This window comes from Staphylococcus sp. FSL K6-0223, from assembly GCF_038008285.1.
Genome location: NZ_JBBOYX010000007.1, coordinates 1 through 20,845, shown reverse-complemented (window position 1 = coordinate 20,845; position 20,845 = coordinate 1). Strand labels below are relative to the sequence as shown.

The 20,845-nt window shown below is 30.4% G+C and carries 22 protein-coding genes and 1 pseudogene; 14 read left to right on the top strand and 9 right to left on the bottom strand.

Features of this window, described 5'->3' with window-relative positions; genetic code table 11:
• Positions 1-432 precede the first annotated feature (432 nt).
• From MHI13_RS23320 to MHI13_RS23305, 4 genes are all read left to right on the top strand, one after another.
• On the top strand, positions 433-1,203 hold the full coding sequence (locus tag MHI13_RS23320) for a DUF536 domain-containing protein (protein ID WP_313660801.1): 771 nt from the start codon (positions 433-435) through the stop codon (positions 1,201-1,203).
• Between the two features lie 472 nt (positions 1,204-1,675).
• A complete protein-coding gene (locus MHI13_RS23315) occupies positions 1,676-4,645 on the top strand; it encodes a collagen binding domain-containing protein (RefSeq protein WP_340762229.1) in 2,970 nt (989 codons plus the stop codon).
• 523 nt (positions 4,646-5,168) lie between these two features.
• Positions 5,169-5,843 carry an IS6 family transposase gene (locus MHI13_RS23310; protein ID WP_180552970.1) on the top strand — a complete coding sequence of 225 codons (675 nt, stop codon included), beginning with the start codon at positions 5,169-5,171 and terminating at the stop codon, positions 5,841-5,843.
• Between the two features lie 23 nt (positions 5,844-5,866).
• Positions 5,867-6,286: a hypothetical protein gene (locus MHI13_RS23305; RefSeq protein WP_180526081.1), complete on the top strand. Its 420-nt coding sequence runs from the start codon at positions 5,867-5,869 to the stop codon at positions 6,284-6,286.
• Positions 6,287-6,371: 85 nt separating this feature from the next.
• Here MHI13_RS23305 and MHI13_RS23300 read toward each other — a convergent pair whose 3' ends face one another.
• Complete coding sequence (locus MHI13_RS23300) at positions 6,372-6,473, bottom strand: type I toxin-antitoxin system Fst family toxin (protein WP_000228874.1); 102 nt, start codon at positions 6,471-6,473, stop codon at positions 6,372-6,374.
• A 219-nt stretch (positions 6,474-6,692) separates the two neighbouring features.
• Here MHI13_RS23300 and merB point away from each other — a divergent pair, with 219 nt between their 5' ends.
• Complete coding sequence (gene merB, locus MHI13_RS23295) at positions 6,693-7,265, top strand: organomercurial lyase (protein WP_001011857.1); 573 nt, start codon at positions 6,693-6,695, stop codon at positions 7,263-7,265.
• A 218-nt stretch (positions 7,266-7,483) separates the two neighbouring features.
• The gene (locus MHI13_RS23290) at positions 7,484-7,585 is read left to right on the top strand and encodes a type I toxin-antitoxin system Fst family toxin (protein ID WP_340762232.1); all 102 of its coding nucleotides are present in this window, start codon (positions 7,484-7,486) and stop codon (positions 7,583-7,585) included.
• A gap of 91 nt (positions 7,586-7,676) precedes the next feature.
• On the opposite strand, the gene MHI13_RS23285 is transcribed toward MHI13_RS23290, so the two are convergent.
• The 3 genes from MHI13_RS23285 to MHI13_RS23275 form a co-directional block, all read right to left on the bottom strand.
• Entirely contained in the window at positions 7,677-7,805 is a 129-nt protein-coding gene (locus tag MHI13_RS23285) for a hypothetical protein (protein ID WP_257643470.1), read from the bottom strand.
• Positions 7,806-7,869: 64 nt separating this feature from the next.
• Positions 7,870-8,034, bottom strand: coding sequence for a bacteriocin (locus MHI13_RS23280; RefSeq protein WP_180542375.1), 165 nt, complete (start codon positions 8,032-8,034; stop codon positions 7,870-7,872).
• Positions 8,035-8,200: 166 nt separating this feature from the next.
• The gene (locus MHI13_RS23275; RefSeq protein ID WP_180542377.1) at positions 8,201-10,357 is read right to left on the bottom strand and encodes a peptidase domain-containing ABC transporter; all 2,157 of its coding nucleotides are present in this window, start codon (positions 10,355-10,357) and stop codon (positions 8,201-8,203) included.
• Between the two features lie 226 nt (positions 10,358-10,583).
• Between MHI13_RS23275 and MHI13_RS23270 the strand changes: the two genes are divergently transcribed.
• The 4 genes from MHI13_RS23270 (at position 10,584) to MHI13_RS23255 (ending at position 13,797) form a co-directional block, all read left to right on the top strand.
• On the top strand, positions 10,584-11,192 hold the full coding sequence (locus MHI13_RS23270; RefSeq protein WP_340762216.1) for a recombinase family protein: 609 nt from the start codon (positions 10,584-10,586) through the stop codon (positions 11,190-11,192).
• A 541-nt stretch (positions 11,193-11,733) separates the two neighbouring features.
• On the top strand, positions 11,734-12,330 hold the full coding sequence (locus MHI13_RS23265) for a TetR/AcrR family transcriptional regulator (RefSeq protein WP_340762213.1): 597 nt from the start codon (positions 11,734-11,736) through the stop codon (positions 12,328-12,330).
• 51 nt (positions 12,331-12,381) lie between these two features.
• Complete coding sequence (locus MHI13_RS23260; RefSeq protein WP_340762212.1) at positions 12,382-13,506, top strand: MFS transporter; 1,125 nt, start codon at positions 12,382-12,384, stop codon at positions 13,504-13,506.
• A 159-nt stretch (positions 13,507-13,665) separates the two neighbouring features.
• Positions 13,666-13,797, top strand: coding sequence for a MerR family DNA-binding transcriptional regulator (locus MHI13_RS23255; RefSeq protein WP_340762210.1), 132 nt, complete (start codon positions 13,666-13,668; stop codon positions 13,795-13,797).
• Positions 13,798-14,757: 960 nt separating this feature from the next.
• On the opposite strand, the gene MHI13_RS23245 is transcribed toward MHI13_RS23255, so the two are convergent.
• Positions 14,758-15,150, bottom strand: a complete 393-nt coding sequence (locus MHI13_RS23245; protein WP_031824197.1) for a hypothetical protein — start codon at positions 15,148-15,150, stop codon at positions 14,758-14,760.
• A gap of 314 nt (positions 15,151-15,464) precedes the next feature.
• Between MHI13_RS23245 and MHI13_RS23240 the strand changes: the two genes are divergently transcribed.
• Positions 15,465-16,001: a GNAT family N-acetyltransferase gene (locus MHI13_RS23240; protein WP_070835512.1), complete on the top strand. Its 537-nt coding sequence runs from the start codon at positions 15,465-15,467 to the stop codon at positions 15,999-16,001.
• A gap of 240 nt (positions 16,002-16,241) precedes the next feature.
• On the opposite strand, the gene MHI13_RS23235 is transcribed toward MHI13_RS23240, so the two are convergent.
• Complete coding sequence (locus MHI13_RS23235; RefSeq protein ID WP_070835445.1) at positions 16,242-16,952, bottom strand: aspartate/glutamate racemase family protein; 711 nt, start codon at positions 16,950-16,952, stop codon at positions 16,242-16,244.
• A gap of 355 nt (positions 16,953-17,307) precedes the next feature.
• Here MHI13_RS23235 and MHI13_RS23230 point away from each other — a divergent pair, with 355 nt between their 5' ends.
• A complete protein-coding gene (locus tag MHI13_RS23230; RefSeq protein WP_340762203.1) occupies positions 17,308-18,138 on the top strand; it encodes a protein rep in 831 nt (276 codons plus the stop codon).
• A gap of 40 nt (positions 18,139-18,178) precedes the next feature.
• Here MHI13_RS23230 and MHI13_RS23225 read toward each other — a convergent pair whose 3' ends face one another.
• Entirely contained in the window at positions 18,179-18,853 is a 675-nt protein-coding gene (locus tag MHI13_RS23225; RefSeq protein ID WP_340762202.1) for an IS6 family transposase, read from the bottom strand.
• 29 nt (positions 18,854-18,882) lie between these two features.
• Positions 18,883-19,221 (bottom strand): annotated as a pseudogene (locus MHI13_RS23220) (protein rep); the annotation flags it as partial.
• Positions 19,222-19,230: 9 nt separating this feature from the next.
• Between MHI13_RS23220 and MHI13_RS23550 the strand changes: the two are divergent.
• Both MHI13_RS23550 and MHI13_RS23545 read left to right on the top strand, forming a co-directional pair.
• A complete protein-coding gene (locus MHI13_RS23550; protein WP_445684220.1) occupies positions 19,231-19,551 on the top strand; it encodes a Rep family protein in 321 nt (106 codons plus the stop codon).
• 13 nt (positions 19,552-19,564) lie between these two features.
• Entirely contained in the window at positions 19,565-19,708 is a 144-nt protein-coding gene (locus MHI13_RS23545; RefSeq protein WP_445684219.1) for a hypothetical protein, read from the top strand.
• Between the two features lie 198 nt (positions 19,709-19,906).
• Here the strand turns inward: MHI13_RS23545 and MHI13_RS23210 are convergent, their stop codons facing one another.
• The gene (locus MHI13_RS23210; protein WP_340762200.1) at positions 19,907-20,845 is read right to left on the bottom strand and encodes a replication initiator protein A; all 939 of its coding nucleotides are present in this window, start codon (positions 20,843-20,845) and stop codon (positions 19,907-19,909) included.

The window sequence follows — 20,845 nt, the reverse complement described above, 5'->3', positions numbered from 1 at the left end:
AATAAAAACCTCATTTCCACTTTTTTGGATTGAGGTAATAAAACAATTTTTACGTAAGTTATATGTTTTGTGCTTGCACTTAGATGATTAGATATATATAATACAAGTATCAAAAAATTATATAAACAGACGAATGCGAATCGTTTTATTACCGAGAGTCGATGCTACGCCAATAGCATCGGCTCTTTTAATATTCATAAAGTAATATTAACACTTTTAAGATCGTATATAAAGCGTTTTAAGTGTAGTTAAAAGCACATTACAACTTCAAAATGATAAAATTTATTAATTTAGTACCTAATTAGGTGTTGAAAATCTTCGATAGGCAGCTAATTAGGTACTTAGGTAGTAAAATTAGATAGCAAAAGATGAAATAATATTTGTTAGATGGTAAAATTTAGGTACTAAATTAGGTGCCTAAGGATGGATGTTATGAAAACTATTAAAATGGTTGCTGATGAATTGAATGTAACTAAACAAACTATTGTTAATAATGCTAAAAGATTAAATATATCTTTTGAAAAAGAAAATGGAATTAATTATATTAATGATAATGATTGTTTGAAAATTATAGAAAAGATTACTAAGAAAGAAAGTACAACGCAAAATAAAGAATCAATAAAAAAAGAAAGATTTGATGAAAATACTGCAGAGGTTGAAAAGTATATATATAATAATTCAAATAGTTTTGAGACATTAAAAACAAAAGCAAATGAATTAGAAAAGCAAATAGAAATCTTTGAAACTAGAGCTAAAAATGATGAAAAATATATTGAGAATTTAACTAAACAACTAGATCAACAAAATAGCAATGTTAATACATTAAATAAACTGTTGGAGAATCAACAAATATTAGCTTTAGAAAGTAATAAAAAGATTCAAAAACTAGAAAATCAATTAGAAGAAGAAAGACAGCTTAATTACTCTTTTGATACAGCGACTAATGATAGACAAAGCATTAATCCGCAAGAAGCAACTTTTACTGAAGAACCTAAAAATATCAACCAACAACAAAAGAAAAGCCAACCAATAGAAGCAGAAGTAAATCATAAGGATATAACTGAAGAGAAAAAGGATGACAGTGAAAACGAAGACGTATTAGCGAAAGATGATAAACCATCTGAAGAAATAGAGAGTGGGCCTGAGGATAGGAAAGAAGAAACACCTAAAAAGGGGTTTTGGAGTCGTTTGTTTGGTAGCTAAAATAATTAATTAGGCACTAAAAGTTATAAACTTTTAGTGCCTTTTATATAGTGAGAACTTATGATAATCATCGATTATGTTAATAAATGCAAAATCAAGCAGAACTTTTTTACTTTGCAACAGAACCTTGATGGATATATTTTATTGACATAGCATTAATTCCTTTCTAACTATAAATATTATTCAATAGGGGGCTAATTAACTTTAACTATAAGTTAAGAAATTTTTAATACACCTACTTTTTTAAGTCATTTAATCATACCATTAAATCAATCAATGATTTATAATTTTTCGCCATGTCACGAAACTAGTCGTATATTAGTTAAGAGACATTAATATGTTAAATTGATAATTACTTATTTTTCCTCTAACTTTACAATAGAACCTCATAAATTAACTATTTACTTAAAAGACTTTGCATTGTAAAGTAGATATTGTATACATCTAAAAATTTATTTAGTTGGAGGAAATTATGAAAAAAGAAAAAAAAATTTTTAGTATTAGGAAGTTTACAATGGGAGTTGGTTCAGTAGTTATAGGATCAGCCATGTTTTTAGGCTTTGAAGCACATGAAGCATATGCAGATGAAATTCCATCTGAACAAAATCAACTATATAGTATACATAATGAGAATTCAACTGAAGAAAATGACGTAACACCTAAATCAACTGAAGAAAATGACGTAACACCTAAATCAACTGAAGAAAGTAACGTAACGCCTAAATCAACTGAAGAAAGTAACGTAACGCCTAAATCAACTGAAGAAAGTAACGTAACGCCTAAATCAACTGAAGAAAATGACGTAACACCTAAATCAACTGAAGAAAATGACGTAACACCTAAATCAACTGAAGAAAATGACGTAACGCCTAAATCAACTGAAGAAAATGACGTAACACCTAAATCAACTGAAGAAAATGACGTAACACCTAAATCAACTGAAGAAAGTAACGTAACGCCTAAATCAACTGAAGAAAATGACGTAACGCCTAAATCAACTGAAGAAAATGACGTAACGCCTAAATCAACTGAAGAAAATGACGTAACACCTAAATCAACTGAAGAAAATGACGTAACGCCTAAATCAACTGAAGAAAATGACGTAACGCCTAAATCAACTGAAGAAAATGACGTAACACCTAAATCAACTGAAGAAAGTAACGTAACGCCTAAATCAACTGAAGAAAATGACGTAACACCTAAATCAACTGAAGAAAATGACGTAACACCTAAATCAACTGAAGAAAATGACGTAACATCTAAATCAACTGAAGAAAATGACGTAACACCTAAATCAACTGAAGAAAATGACGTAACATCTAAATCAACTGAAGAAAATTCACCTACATTTATTACAGATTCGGATTTTACAATTGAAAATATCAATGATAAAGGTGAAGCATCTATATGGAGTAGTCAAAAAATAAGATACGAATGGGATGCGACAGGTTATTCTAAAGGTGATGAAATTACATTTACATTACCAGAACAATTTAAATTATCTAATAATGTAAATTTTGACTTAGTCACTTCAGATGAAATAGTAATTGGAAAAGTAATAGCTGAGAAAAATGGAAATGTTTTAGTGCAATTGACTGACGAAAACGACTACCTTTCTACTCATGAAAACACAAAAGGTTGGATGGATTTTGAAACTACATTTAATAGAGATGTAGTTAAAGAAGGAGAAACTTATGATATTAAAATCGGTACAAAAGGATACTCATTTAAGGTAGAAGACCATGTTGTTGATAGAAAACCATTAAATAAATGGGGATATGTTGATGAAAACAATAAAGTTAGTTGGACTGTTAGAGTTAATTTAGATAACCAATTAATTTCTAACGCAAAGCTTACTGATGAACTGGGTGAAGGATTAACTTATGATGAAGGTTCTTTAAGTATTAGGAATTATGATTCTGATCAAGAGAAAATTGGATCTCCATTCACTGAATATAGATTAGAACCTACTACCAATGGATTTATTATTGATTTTTTAAACGATATTAATTCAGCTTACGATATTACATATACTACTACTCCAAGTAATGGGACAAATAGAGCTTATACTAATAGTGTTGAATTAACAGGAGATGGCTATGAATATACTTTGAATGATAGATCTTCAGAGTTTTCTAGAGGTAATGGAGCTGGAGATGGAGATTTAATTCCTGAACAGCCTGAACAGCCTGAGCAACCTGAACAGCCTGAACAACCTGAACAGCCTGAACAACCTGAACAACCATGTGACACTCCTGAACAGCCTGAACAACCTGAGCAACCTGAACAGCCTGAACAGCCTGAACAACCTGAACAACCATGTGACACTCCTGAACAGCCTGAACAGCCTGAACAACCTGAACAACCATGTGACACTCCTGAGCAACCTGAACAACCATGTGACACTCCTGAACAGCCTGAACAGCCTGAGCAACCTGAACAACCATGTGACACTCCTGAACAACCTGAACAGCCTGAACAGCCTGAACAACCTGAACAACCATGTGACACTCCTGAACAGCCTGAACAACCTGAGCAACCTGAACAACCATGTGACACTCCTGAACAGCCTGAACAACCTGAGCAACCTGAACAGCCTGAGCAACCTGAACAACCATGTGACACTCCTGAACAACCTGAACAACCTGAGCAACCTGAACAGCCTGAGCAACCTGAACAACCATGTGACACTCCTGAACAGCCTGAACAACCTGAGCAACCTGAACAACCTGAACAGCCTGAACAGCCTGAGCAACCTGAACAGCCTGAACAACCTGAACAGCCTGAACAGCCTGAACAGCCTGAGCAACCTGAACAACCATGTGACACTCCTGAACAACCTGAACAGCCTGAACAGCCTGAGCAACCTGAACAACCATGTGACACTCCTGAACAACCTGAACAGCCTGAACAGCCTGAACAACCTGAACAACCATGTGACACTCCTGAACAGCCTGAACAACCTGAGCAACCTGAACAACCATGTGACACTCCTGAACAGCCTGAACAACCTGAGCAACCTGAACAGCCTGAGCAACCTGAACAACCATGTGACACTCCTGAACAACCTGAACAACCTGAGCAACCTGAACAGCCTGAGCAACCTGAACAACCATGTGACACTCCTGAACAGCCTGAACAACCTGAGCAACCTGAACAACCTGAACAGCCTGAACAGCCTGAGCAACCTGAACAGCCTGAACAACCTGAACAGCCTGAACAGCCTGAACAGCCTGAGCAACCTGAACAACCATGTGACACTCCTGAACAACCTGAACAGCCTGAACAGCCTGAACAACCTGAACAACCATGTGACACTCCTGAACAGCCTGAACTACCTGAAACAGGTAAAGATACAAAGCCATCAATGATTAATGGTAGTATCTTCGCTATTTTCGGTTCATTGGCTATATTATTTAATTTGCGCAGAAAAAAACAATAAAAAATTAGTTACTATAAATATGAAAATAAGAAAAATAAAGAATGGTTATTGAATTTTAATACAAAAGATTTTAAAATTAATTTTGGACCTTGTCTTCTTATTTCATATTTATATATGAAAATTGAGGATAACAAAGAGCTACCAAATTGGTAGCTCTTTGTTTTTTTGTCATTTACTATTAATAATTTAAGGTACACATTAATATTGATTAAAGATTTTCAACTTTTTGTTTTCAATGATAAAATTTACAACTATCTTTCTTTTTTTAAGTATATAGATTTATGGTTTTGAACTATGAGTGGCTAGTAATTAGCCACTATTTTTTCGCAAAAAAATACTAAGGGGCTTGGGGACGATTCCCAACAAGCAAGCGATGCTACCACGTTAGTAGCTAGCAAATCCAATACTTGCCAAACCTAAATTTTACTTGTGATAAGAGAAATACTTTTGGCGAACAAAGAAATAATGGTTCTGTTGAAAAGTTGAATTTATAGTATAATTTTAACAAAAAGGAGTCTTCTGTATGAACTATTTCAGATATAAACAATTTAACAAGGATGTTATCACTGTAGCCGTTGGCTACTATTTAAGATATGCATTGAGTTATCGTGATATATCTGAAATATTAAGGGAACGTGGTGTTAACGTTCATCATTCAACGGTCTACCGTTGGGTTCAAGAATATGCCCCAATTTTATATCAAATTTGGAAGAAAAAGCATAAAAAAGCTTATTACAAATGGCGTGTTGATGAGACGTACATCAAAATAAAAGGAAAATGGAGCTATTTATATCGTGCCATTGATGCAGAGGGACATACATTAGATATTTGGTTGCGTAAGCAACGAGATAATCATTCGGCATATGCGTTTATCAAACGTCTCATTAAACAATTTGGAAAACCTAAAAAGGTAGTTACAGATCAGGCACCTTCAACGAAGGTAGCAATGGCTAAAGTAATTAAAGTTTTTAAACTTAAACCTGACTGTCATTGTACATCGAAATATCTGAATAACCTCATTGAGCAAGATCACCGTCATATTAAAGTAAGAAAGACAAGATATCAAAGTATCAATACGGCAAAGAATACTTTAAAAGGTATTGAATGTATTTACGCTCTATATAAAAAGAACCGCAGGTCTCTTCAGATCTACGGATTTCCCCCATGCCACGAAATTAGCATCGTGCTAGCAAGTTAAGCGAACACTGACATGATATATTAGTGGTTAGCTATATTTTTTACTTTGCAACAGAACCATTTAAAGCAACTAGAACCTATAGTCATGATATCTTTGATGATTTGGAACAAAGATATATGGAAAGTGTACTAATTAGAGGTTTAATACAAGGTTACTCTATTAACTATTTACCTGTTCAACAATTACGAGAGGTTTTAGAAAAGGATTTTGTGAATACTAAGGAATTTGAAGAAATACAAAATATTTATGATCAATATCTTCTTGTTATAAACAATAAACGCCAACATAAAATTAATCAAAAAGTTAAAATGAGTAATTTCATCGTTTTTATTTTAACATGTCTTTCTATTATAAATGTTCTTTCACCATTTATTACTAATAAAGTATGGCTAGCTAGTATTACTACTTTTTGCATTCCTCTACTAACCAGTGTTATAATTTAGACAACAAGAGCTTCGTGCATTATATGCACCAATCCCCTCACTATTGCGAGTAGTGAGGGGATTTTTAGGTGTTGGCTAATATCGCCTATTTTTTCTTATTGTTACGTGTACGTAGCCAATGCGTAAATAACGCAACAATACAACCACTGATGACTGTGGTCGTGATGTGAACAAGAGCTTCGACCATCTGATATGCACCTCCTCTCTGCGTCTAAATTGACGCCTGAGAGATAGGCGACCTGTATATTATATCATCTCTGAATAAGGGATAATAGATAACTTCCGATAAGTCATTTTATGTTATATCTTTGCTTTTTTTATAGTATCAAGATAAGAAGAAACTCGTTTCTAAAAAAGAAATTTCATGTATAATTAAATCGTAATAATTACGATTGGAGACAGAAAATTGAACTTTACAAAAGATTTAAATCAAAAAGAAAACGAATTAAGAAATAATATCATAAATAAAATTTGTGAAAACCCTAATAAAAAATTAGATGTAATCCCTGAATATAAATCTTTAATAGACAAAAAAGTTATAACTACTGAAAATGATAAAATCAAATGTATATATCCTATATCTTCTGAAAAAACAAATAAACTCGTCTATACAAACAAAAGCAAAGAACCCTTATTTGCAATGTGTGCAATAGACGCCATAGGTATATATTATACAACAAGCTTAAACATATTAATTTTAAGCGAAGACGAATTAACTAAAGAAAAAATTAAGCTAGAAATAAAAGATAATAAAATAATCAATCACAACAAAAGTAATATTTACATTTCATACAAAGATGTTTGTCAAAAAGAAGATTGTGACAAAAATTGCTGTCCTTACATACACTTTTTCACAAGCAAAAATAACGCCGAAAACTATTTAAATAGTTTGCCAAATAAAGAATCTCATAAAATATTAAATCTTAAACAAGCAAAAGAAATTTCAAAACAATTATTTGAAAATAATAATCTATCTTAAAAGTAATTGCTTTATTGACGTTGAGCCTCGGAATCCTTGACAAGGTTCTGTTGCAAAGTTGAATTTATAGTATAATTTTAACAAAAAGGAGTCTTCTGTATGAACTATTTCAGATATAAACAATTTAACAAGGATGTTATCTGTAATTCATCCATTACAGATAATATAAAGGGCGCTTATCTCTCAGGCGTCAATTTAGACGCAGAGAGGAGGTGCTAATCTATGCTAGAAAAATCCTTGTTCACATCACGACCACAGTCATCAGTGGTTGTATTGTTCCGTTATTTACGCATTTTCTACGTAATCGCAATAATAAATAGGCGACCATAGTCACACCTAAAAATCCCCTCACTACGGCAATAGTGAGGGGATTGGTGCATCTATGCTAGTTTCCTTGTTAATCAATTTTACTTATTTGTAGCTACAGTTTTCACCGTCAGTCCAACCACATTTTACACCGTTCCAAAATCCTCCGATGTCTTCTTTAGACCACCAACCGCCATTGATTGTTTCTAATTCCTTTACATCTAATTCTCTCATAATGTAGTCCTCCTTCAAGTCTATTTATAACTATCGTAGTACATTGTAAATTTAATTATATTTATTAACCTTTTTTGAATGGTGAGAAAGAAGAGATAGTTTCGCCAATATCTTTAATAAAGTTTTTAGTTTCTCTTGCAAAGTTACCTGTTTTTTCACCGTTACGTCTCGCATCATTTACTTCTCCGCCGTTAACCTTTTTAAGTTCCGTAATATTTAATGTTTTCATCGAAATTTCCTCCTTTGAATTATTAAATCTTACAGTGTATAACTTAACACGTGATTGTAAAATTATTGTAAACAGATAGTTATATGGGGATTTTTTTAAATTTAATTATTTAATCAATTAATCATATTAAATAAATAGAGTATATATACAAATAATATTAAATGATCTAGTCTATATTCATTTGTAGTTTCCATAAAGTGTTATATACACCATCTAATTGAATTAATGTATCATGAATGCCAGATTCAACAATCTCTCCATCATTTAAGACATAAATTTTATCTGCATTTTTTATAGTGCTTAACTTATGTGAAATAATAATTACGGTTTTACCACGTTGAGTTAGTAAATCGATATGCTCCATAATTTTGTTTTCAGTTAAACTATCTAAAGCACTTGTAGCTTCATCAAAAATGTATATATCAGGGTCTTTTAAGAAAGTACGTGCCAAAGATAAGCGTTGGGATTGTCCACCCGATAGATTAGATCCTTCTTTTTCTAACATAGTATTAAACTGATCTGGGAATTTCTGTATAAAATCTAGGGATTCTGCTAGTTGACAAGCCCTAACGATATCTTCATCACTTTTATGCTTATTGCTACCATGTAGAAGATTATTTTTAATTGTATCAGCAAAAAGGAATGTGTTTTGTGAAACATATCCTATATTCTTACGTAAGTCGGAAAGATCAATATCATCAATACTATAGTCATCAATCATAATATTACCTTCTGAAGAAGTGTAATAGCGATTGAGCAACTTACCTATGGTTGATTTACCACTACCACTTTCACCAACAATAGCAACCTTTTGCCCTTTTTTAATATTTAAATTAATATCCTTCAATACCACACTTCGAAAGCCATACTGAAAGTTTACATTTTCAATGCGAATGTTGTTTTTAAAAGTATAAGGTTGTTTAGAAGTATATAATTCAGTTTCGGTCTCTAAATCAGTTATTTCAGCAATACGACGTGCTGCAACAAATGAAGATTGCAGTGTTGGTTGAATATTTATGAGACGTTCAATAGGATCAAGGTAATAAATAGTTAAGGCATTAAAAGCTAATAAACTACCTAACGTCATACTATCCGTCATGACTAAGTAACTACCAAGCCACAATATAACAAGACTGATAGTTAATTTTAAAAAGTTGTTAACCGTTAATTGTATATTAGAAAATCTACCCAGTTTTAATAAGTTTTCAATAATACCATTAAATTTAGTAGTACCAATGTAGAAACGATCGTCTTCAGATTGATAACTTTTAATAGTATTACTACCATCAAAGGATTCTATTAAATATGAACTCAATTCAGCATCTTTTTCAGCCACCTTTTGATTATATTTTTCAAAAGGTTTACGTAAAGTGTAACTACAAATAATAAAACAAGGTATAAAAATAATTGTTATCAGTAGTAACAAAGGACTTTGCATATAAAGTAATATAGCACCGATAATAATCATGAAAGTATCAACTAGCAACGTTACCGTTGAAGATGATAAAGCTTCACGAATTTTAGATGTATCCATGAAACGTTGTAGGATTTCGCCAGATTTACGTGTATCAAAAAAGTTCATCGGAAGATGTAAAACATGATAAAAATAATCTTTCATTAAATTAACATCGATTTTCAAACTTAAATGTAAAATAAGTTGAAACCTTAAATAATTAATGAGTGCATTGATTATGTATAAAAGTAAAATACCGAAGCTAATAATATGTAAATTTTTAAGAACATTGGATGGAATAATATGATCGGTTAATAATTTAAAATATAGAGCCCCGACAATACCAACAATATTAATAAATAGTGAGATAAAAGCAATAAATAACAACTTTCCATAATTATTTTTAAATATATCAATAAAAATATTAAGATACGAGGGTGATTCATTGTCAGTAGTAAAATCATCTGTTTTATCAATTAATACAGCAATATTAGTCCAATATTTTCCAAATTCAGTACTTGATAACTTATATTTACCTTTAGCAGGATCGACAATATAAAGCGTGTTATTTTTTATTTTTTCAATAATGATATAGTGATCATAACCTTGTTGATTAATAATATGTACCATAACTGGTAATTGTGCTTGTTTTAAATCATCAAAGGAATCAGCTTTTACGCCAGTTAACTCAATACCAATCTTTTTACCTGCTTGTACGAGACCATATAAATTTGTACCTAATTTATCTGTTTTAGCATATTCGCGCAAACGTGGGATAGATACACGCTTACCATAAAACTGTGAAATCATGGCAAGGCAAGTAGGACCACAATCCTTTTCATCGTATTGTCTTATAAATTTTATAGCCATCATAATGAGTCCTTTCAATAAAATTTAACTCTATTTTAATAAGTATAAATAGTTAGTATTAAACATAAGTTAAATAATCCTTTTGATAATGTTAAAAGCGCTAAAAAGTAAAAATATTTGTCTATATGTCTACTTGTGGTACACCCTAATCATACAAATAAGGTTATTGAAATTACAATAACTAAAGCGTATGATTAGGGTGTATATTAATTGCGAGGTGAAATCAATGATTGTTGGCTACGCGAGAGTATCTTCTATAGATCAAAATTTAGAGAGACAACTAGAAAATTTAAAAATGTTTGGTGTTGAAAAAGTTTTCACAGAAAAACAGTCTGGTAAATCTATTGAAAATAGACCGGTATTTCAAGAAGCACTTAACTTTGTGAGAATGGGGGATCGGTTTGTCGTAGAATCGATTGATCGCTTAGGTCGTAATTATGATGAGGTGATTAAGACAGTTAATTATTTAAAAGACAAAGAAGTTCAATTGATGATTACTAGCTTACCTATGATGAATGAAGTGATTGGTAATCCACTATTAGATAAATTTATGAAAGATTTAATCGTTCAAATCTTAGCAATGGTTTCAGAACAAGAACGAAATGAAAGTAAACGTCGACAAGCGCAAGGTATTCAAGTCGCGAAGGCAAAAGGTGTATATAAAGGGCGACCTTTACTTTATTCACCAAATGCTAAAGATCCACAGAAACGTATTATTTATCATCGCGTTGTAGAGATGTTAGAAGAAGGCCAATCAATTAGTAAAATTGCGAAAGAAGTAAATATAACAAGGCAGACGATTTACAGAATTAAAAACGATAATGATTTGATTTAATAAACTTTGTTTCAATGCAACTGAGAGCTTCTCACAGCGTCTCAAAACAAATGATCATAATCTATTATGAGTTTTTAATAATAAGACAAGAAAAGAGAGCGTAAATATGCTCTCTATTTTTTTTATATTCTTTTTCTCATTAACGAACCATTTGAAACAATATTTAGAATCATATACTTAATAATTGTATACTTATACTGGTTCACACGTTCTGATACATCTTCAGCAAGAATCTACTATGAAAGTCTTCATTCACTCTATCCTGATTTATGCGTAGATATGTCCTAAACAGTAACTATTTATCCTCAAGACATCGATAAATATTCACGAATTCGTTATCGTAATACTATTCATTGGAAAACAACAGACAAATGTAGTCACTTTCCTTCTTTAAAAGTATCCGAATTTTTTGTTCAAGATTTACAAAAAGGATTTTCGTCTGTGTTAGAAATTTTCACTGATTAATTAATTTTTAGGGTATATAACATATTGTACTAATTGGTACAATATGTTATATTTTGTTTAGAAAAAGGTGATTATGATGAAACAAGGAAGACCAAAAGAGTATAATAAATATGATGTCCTTGAAATTGCTAAAAATACATTTTGGGAACAAGGATATTATAATGTATCAACTCAACAACTTTGCGATGCCACTAAATTAGGAAAAAGTAGTCTTTATCATTCATTTAAAAACAAACATCATTTATTTATACTTACACTAGAAGATTATGTGAACGAAGGTATTAAGATACAGTATGAAAAAGTGATGAATAAAAATTCAGTGAAAATGGGAATTGATTCATTATTGCAATGGGGGCTAAGTATTGACTTCAACGATGAAGACAGAGAAGGTTGTTATATGATTAATTCTTATTTAGAAATTGGTAATCATGACTCAGAAGTAACAGCCTTAATGGAAAAAAATATGAAAGCAATTAAAAAAATTATTTCAACAGCTTTTGATAGAGCAAGTAATCAAGATGAATTACTCGAAACTAATTATACGTTAAATGAACTGAAAGAAAAATTTTTAATAGATTATTATGGTTTTAGAATATTAAATGCAATTGATAGAGAAACGTTGTCCACTGCTGAAAAAAGAAAAAATCTAATAATAAAGACTATTTTTAAATAGTCTTTATTATTTTAAATTTTTATGTACCAAATGGTACAAAAAGGAGTAAACATGAAAAAATTATGGATTTTAACACTAGTTTTATTCACCACTATGACATCAGAATTATTTATTTCTGGATTGATGAGTGCAATGGCAAAATCATTTAATGTATCAGTTTCCCAAATTGGTATGCTTATTACATACTATGCGCTATCTATGGTTATTGTCGGACCTTTATTTACAATATTATTTATTCGTGTAACTCCTAAAACATTACTTGTCGGTGTTTCTGTGATATTTCTCATTGGCCAAACCATAGGTGGAATTACAACAAATTATCCAATTATGGTAATCTCAAGAATACTAAGTGGTGGTGCATCTTCAGTTGCAATTGCGGTATCATTAAATATTGCTTTTAGTCAGGTCCCAAAAGAAAAACAAGGAGCTGCTTCATCTATTGTTCTTTCAGGTTTAATGTTAGGTAGTATTATCGGGTTACCTTTAACAACATTTATTGGACACCAATTTAACTGGCAATTAAGTTACCTTTTAATTTCAATATTTATTTTTATAAGTCTTATTTTAGTTTTACTTTTTATACCTAAAGTACCAAGTGAAAATGATATCAATTTAGAAGATGAGTTAAAATTACTTAAGTCTAAAAAATTATGGTTAGCATATTTAACAGCTTTTTTAATTATTGGTGCCACATTTGGTATTTCTAGTTACTTTGAGCCATTATTTACTAAGGCTAGTGTATTTACCATCGACCAATTACCAATACTTTTGGGAGTTTATGGTGTAATGACGCTAATTGGAAATTTTTTAGTTGGTAAATATGGAGATAAATACACATTTAAACTATTAAAAATTGGTATTATTCAAATGATAGTAGCTTTCGCTCTTTTTATTATATTCATTGACAACCCATTGATAGTAATTATTGCTATTATACTTTTTGGATTATCAGGAATTTCTTTAAATCCTGCTACTGTTGTAAGAGTAACAAAGATCGCTGGTGGAAATACAATTGTAATGACATTTCTAAATTCTATGATTACCTTTGGTATAGTTATTGGCACATTCATTGGAAATATGAGTTTAATAATGGGTTTGCCCATTACAAGTGTGTTATATAGTGGTGTAATCTTGTGCTTGCTCGCTCTGCTAACAGTAACATACACAAGAGAATAATATTAAATAAATTTTTAGGACAATGATACATTTGGTTATTATCGTTTTAATAGATTGTACATTAATACTAACTAATATTTAGATGTTTTTGTAACATGTTTGACCCTAACACAATGTGATACTTTATACTTACTTAAAAATCACAAGGAGGTCATAAGATTGTTGATTAAAGAAATATCTGAAGAAACTGGTGCTAGTATTAGATCAATTAGATACTATGAAGAAAAAGGACTTTTGAATCCGAATCGTTTGGGCAATGGGTATAGAGAATATGGTTCTGTTGCAAAGTAAAAAAATATAGCTAACCACTAATTTATACAGTGATAACATCCTTATTAAATTGTTTATATCTGAAATAGTTCATACAGAAGACTCCTTTTTGTTAAAATTATACTATAAATTCAACTTTTCAACAGAACCAAATTTTTTATATTTGGAAACAAAAAGAGTATTTAGCTAGTGAACTTTATGACTTAACTGAACAAGAAAAAAGAGAAATTAATCACAAAATGATAGACGAAATCGAGGAAGAACAATAACAAAATATAAGTGCTAACAGCTGACCTCCCGATAACACCATGTAGTTATTGGGAGGTCAGCTGTTGAATTATGCACGAGTATTTTAATAGTTATTGTGATGACGACGATAAACGATTATCAAAAATATAATGTTAAAATGCTTTATTATACTAACGTTATATAAACATTATACTTTCGTTATACTAATTTTAACCCTGTTAGGAACTATAAAAAATCATGAAAATTTTAATTTGCATGTAACTGGGCAGTGTCTAAAAAATCATTCACTGGTTTTGCTCAAATTTTTGTTTGTGGAATTAGAATATATTTATTTGGCTCATATTTGCTTTTTAAAAGCTTGTGTAGGTTTTTAGGTATAAAACTATATGATTTACCCCTAAATCTTTAAAATACCCCCTTAAAATTCAAAATAAAGGTATTTAAAATTTTGAAAATAAAAAAGCTACTAGTAAAAAACTAGTAGCTTAAATCTTAGTTAAATTTCGATGTAGTATTAATTTTTATATCTACGCTACAACGTCGATTACTAATAATGCAGTATTAATTTTTATATCTGTGCTGCAACACCGATTACTTAAAACTAAGATAAAAAATCGACGAAGGTCGATTATGGTTTTTGCACGCGTTCTTTTTAGAACGCATAAGTGCGCCCTTACGGGATTTAACTAGATTATAACGATGAAAAATAGACATGTAAAGTAAGAAGGTTAGTTATTTTATAACCCATATTTCTCTTCGGAATGGTAATTTAGATTTATCTTTTTTTAGCCATTTTTGACTTGGATAATATTCTTCATATGGAGAGTAATCTCTTAAAGCGATTAGAATATTTTTTCTTTTATTTCTTTGCCAGATCCAGTATCTAAAATAGTATTCCTGTCCTCCGCCAATTTCTGATTTAAGAGTGCGAATTTTTCTTTTGTTCCAAATTTTTTCAGGGTTGTAATTTCTTCTGCTATTCAATATTCCTAAAACTATTAACGCTCCTATCATTAGAATGATGATAAAAATAATGAATTTAAGGATAATAAAAAATGTAGTTTCTATATTTTCTGGTTTTGTTAATATTTCTAATCTTTCGAATAGATTATTAGTGTTTTCCAACTACTATCACCTCGAAATAGTATTTATTGCTTATTTTTGATTATATCGCATTTATGCCGAGAAAATTTATTGTGCGTTGAGAAGAACCCTTAACTAAACTTGGAGACGAATGTCGGCATAGCGTGAGCTATTAAGCCGACGATTCGACAAGTTTAGGGATTGTTAAGGGTTCCGAGGCTCAACGTCAATAAAGCAATTGGAATAAAGCAATTAGTTTTAGTAATCTAATAAAAAAGGGAGGGGTTTTATGGGTAATTTGATTAGGCTGGTTAAGTGGTCAAACTTTGGGAAAATCTAAAAAAGGGGAGAATATTATGTTTGAAAACGAAAAATTATATTTAAAAAAAGTGGAAGAAAGTGATATTGATTTATATCATTCTTGGAGAAATAATATTGATGTAATGAAAACGACTAGTCCATTTCTAGATATTTATACTCTCGAGAATACAAAAAATTTTTTTGAAAATGTGATTTTAAATTCTCAAAATAGTCATGGTTATATCATTGTAGATAAGTCTAGGGAAATTAGTATTGGGATTATCTCTTTAGTTAATATAGATTTTAAAAACAGAAATTGTGAGATGATTATTGATATTGGGAATAAAGATTATTGGGGTGGAGGATACGGAAAATCTTCTACGAGTTTGATGTTAAGTTACGCTTTTAATGAATTGAATATGCATAAAGTTTATTTAAAAGTATTTTCATTTAATGATAAGGCTATTAATTTATATAAAAAACTAGGGTTTAAAGAAGAAGGACGTAATAGAGAGGCTATTTATAGAAATGGTTTTTATCAGGATATTATAAATATGGGTCTCTTAGAAAATGAGTATAAAGAAATAAATTGAGTTAATGGTTTAGGTTTTAGGGCTAACTTCACGAAGTGATCTGTTAGCCCTGTTTTTGTATTTTGGTTTAGAATTTATCAAATTTAGTTGGAAAAAGGGGGACTACTACGACCCTTAACTAAACTTGCAGACGAATGTCGGCATAGCGTGAGCTATTAAGCCGACCATTCGACAAGTTTTGGGATTGTTAAGGGTTCCGAGGCTCAACGTCAATAAAGCAATTGGAATAAAGCAATCACATTATTTCATGGCATGATCTAAAGCGTAATCCGCCAAAGTTTGAGTAGTATCGATTAAATGTAAATCTGTTATACTTTCGTCGATGATAATAGGTAATTCTGTACAGCCTAAAATAACACTGTCTATATTTTCATTTTCTTTATATTTGTTTATTAGTGATTTAAAAAATTCTTTTGAATCGCTTCTAATATTATCTTTAATAAGTTCATCGCTGATAATTTGGTTTATATGTTCTATTTCATTTTCGTTAGGTTTAATTAATGGGATATCAGTATTTTTAAAGAAGGGTTCAAAAGTATTGCTTATTAATGTTTCTTTTGTTCCAAGTAATAACGGCTTTTTATAACCCTTTTTAAGAATCTCATTTTTGGATGATTCTACGATATGTAACCATTCAACATTAATTTCTTCAATGATGTCATTGTGAAATTTGTGTGGTGTGTTAGAAGGACAAATAATAAGTTCTGCGCCAGCATTTTCTAATTTATTAATAGTTTCTTTGAGTAGTTCTTTCCAAGATTCACCCATATTGCCTTTACCTTTAGAAGATTTATATTTAGCATAATTTATACTATGTAGAGTTATATTAGGATGTCCGTTGATGTTAGGATTTTGAAAAGCGCTTTTTACGAGTTTGCGATATGTTAAACTTGCTCCTGGTGCAGTAATAGCTAATATACCAATATGTTTTGAATTATTAATTTTACTCACCTCTTATAGTTAATTTAAGTTTATATTAACATTATTCTTGTTTTACTGCGTTAGAAGTAAATAAGTGTAATTAAGATTTAAGCTCTAATAAATTACATGACTTATTTTTATGATTTTTGAAACGAGTTGGAAACGAGTTTCTTCTTGTCTTGATAATAAGGGTAACTATTTCGATTTTGAATAGTTACCCTTAAAGCGTTGGTATATCTGGTTTAGAACCCAAAAAAGTTGCTTTTTCGTACCTATTAATGTATCGTTTTAGGTGTCTAATCAAAAACATACATAGAAAGGGGAAAAAGCAACTTTTTTTATTGTCATAGTTTGTGAAAACTAAGTTGTTTTTATGTGTTATAACATGGAAAAGTATACTGAGAAAAAACAAAGAAATCAAGTATTTCAGAAATTTATTAAACGTCATATTGGAGAGAATCAAATGGATTTAGTTGAAGATTGTAATACATTTCTGTCTTTTGTAGCTGATAAAACTTTAGAAAAACAGAAATTATATAAAGCTAATTCTTGTAAAAATCGATTTTGTCCGGTCTGCGCTTGGAGAAAAGCTAGAAAAGATGCGTTGGGTTTATCTTTGATGATGCAATATATTAAGCAGCAAGAAAAGAAGGAATTTATTTTTCTAACGCTTACGACGCCTAATGTACAAAGTGAACAGTTGGAAAATGAAATAAAGCATTATAATAAAGCATTTAAGAAAATGGTTGAACGTAAAAAGGTAAAATCAATTCTTAAAGGTTATGTTCGTAAGTTAGAAATTACATACAATAAAAAACGAGATGATTATAATCCTCATTTTCATGTCTTGATTGCAGTAAATAAATCGTATTTCACAGATAAAAGATATTATATTAGCCAACAAGAATGGTTAGATTTATGGCGTGATGTAACGGGCATTTCAGAAATAACACAAGTTCAAGTTCAAAAAATAAGACAAAATAATAATAAAGAATTATATGAAATGGCTAAGTATTCTGGTAAAGATAGTGATTATTTAATAAATCAAAAAGTCTTTGATGCATTTTATAAATCACTTAAAGGTAAACAGGTATTAGTTTATTCAGGATTATTTAAAGAGGCTAAAAAGAAATTAAAAAATGGGGATTTAGATTACTTAAAAGAAATTGATCCAACCGAATATATCTATCAAATTTTTGGTTCTGTTGCAAAGTAAAAATTATAGCTAACCACTAATATATCATGTCAGTGTTCGCTTAACTTGCTAGCATGAGGCTAATTTCGTGGCATGGGGAAAATCCGTAGATCTGAAGAGACCTGCGGTTCTTTTTATATAGAGCGTAAATACATTCAATACCTTTTAAAGTATTCTTTGCCGTATTGATACTTTGATATCTTGTCTTTCTTACTTTAATATGACGGTGATCTTGCTCAATGAGGTTATTCAGATATTTCGATGTACAATGACAGTCAGGTTTAAGTTTAAAAACTTTAATTACTTTAGCCATTGCTACCTTCGTTGAAGGTGCCTGATCTGTAACTACCTTTTTAGGTTTTCCAAATTGTTTAATGAGACGTTTGATAAACGCATATGCCGAATGATTATCTCGTTGCTTACGCAACCAAATATCTAATGTATGTCCCTCTGCATCAATGGCACGATATAAATAGCTCCATTTTCCTTTTATTTTGATGTACGTCTCATCAATACGCCATTTGTAATAAGCTTTTTTATGCTTTTTCTTCCAAATTTGATATAAAATTGGGGCATATTCTTGAACCCAACGGTAGACCGTTGAATGATGAACGTTAACACCACGTTCCCTTAATATTTCAGATATATCACGATAACTCAATGCATATCTTAAATAGTAGCCAACGGCTACAGTGATAACATCCTTGTTAAATTGTTTATATCTGAAATAGTTCATACAGAAGACTCCTTTTTGTTAAAATTATACTATAAATTCAACTTTGCAACAGAACCATCTAAATCCCCATTTTTCAATTTTTTACGTGCTTCTTTAAATAATCCTGAATAAACTAATACCTGTTTACCTTTAAGTGATTTATAGAATGCATCAAATACTTTTTGATTTATTAAATAATCACTATCTTTACCAGAATACTTAGCCATTTCATATAACTCTTTATTGTTATTTTGTCTTATTTTTTGAACTTGAACTTGTGTAATTTCTGAAATTCCCGTTACGTCACGCCATAAATCTAACCATTCTTGTTGGCTAATATAATATCTTTTATCTGTAAAATATGATTTGTTAACTGCAATCAAGATATTCTTGAACAAATGCATATTCCTTATATTTTAAGCCCATGGCACAATCAAGATATCGATCATTCAACGGGATCCATCAAGAAGTCACATAAGCACGGGGCTTTATTCTTTGATTCATTAAAAAGTTATTCTCAAGTCTCTGAATTACTTCAGCAAAACTTAAATACGCCGAGTCACATCGAAATTATTATGTCTCCTAAAGGGATGTTCGACTATTTTATTCATGCATCTAATCCAGATAAAACCCCTTATGATATCAACGATATTGAAAGTGGTTGTGGGTTTGATCTAAATCAATTTTTACTTGAGCAAGGACAATCTGAAATTTTTTAATGACATTATTGATATGATTGAAAGCCAAGACTTTACAGAATTTCAAAGCCTAGTAATATATGCGCGACAACATCATCCATCGTATTTAAATCTGATTATCCAACGAACTTACTTTTTTGCGAAATATTTAGATTCACGACGTCATAATTCTGATTGAGTTCAAGAATAATGACGTCGTGAATTGTGTTTAGGGTGGATTATGAGTTTATTGGGATTTTAAGCTGTATTTTAAAGCTTTTAAAACAAATTTTGATAAATGATACCTATTTTTATTATACACATATTAAAAGTTAAATATGGCCCAAATGAATACAATAGTATTTTATCAATTAGAATTATTATAAGGTTATTTGAACTATTGGTTGAAAACATTATATTTAGACATATTTTGACGTCGCATATAAAGTGCATGAGTTTCTTCAAGTTCAGCTTTAATGGATTGCATTAAATATCCTTGCATTGTTTCGACGGTTTCATTTTTTTGTAGCAGCATTGCTTTAAAACGTTTCAACACACTTAAAATTTCAAATTCAACATCTTCTAAACGATAATAGGTATAATGTGCATTATTAAATGATTTCTTCCCTTTGAGTAATACACTTTTAATAATTCGGATTTCTCTAATTTCAAATTTACTTAAATAATCTTGAAGTTGTTGTGGCAATTCTTCGAGTACTTGGAACTTAAGCGCATCATTATTAAATTCGGTTTGTTGATGATTTGTATGATCCGAATGATTATGACTTGTTGAATTGTTATATATATCATTCATATCATACGTATCATTATTATCAGTTTCTATATTATCAGTATTATTTAAGTCAGTATCATTAGACTGTGAATTTGGAAGTTCTTGACCACTTAGATTCACAGTTCTAGAACTTCCAAATTCATTGTTCTGGAACTGTGAATTTGGAAGTTCCTTGGTACGACTGACTTCCATATCATAATTGGGTTTTAATAAATATAATCTATTAGGTTTATTAAGGCCAACACGTTCTTGAGTTAGTAAATTAAAATTTACTAACTCTTTTTTCAATTTTATGATTTTTTGCTCTGCATAACCTAAGTACTCGCACAAATGTTTATTACTGAAAATAAAGTAAATGTTATTATTTTTATCTACCCATTCATTTTGGATGGATAATTCAAAACGATCTTTTAATAATGCATACATAATTTTGGCTTCTGCGGACATTTTCTTAAAATATGTATCTTCAAATAAATATTTAGGCAGTTGATAAAATCTTTCAGTTTTTACTTGTGATAAATTGTATTTCTCAAAATTGGGCAT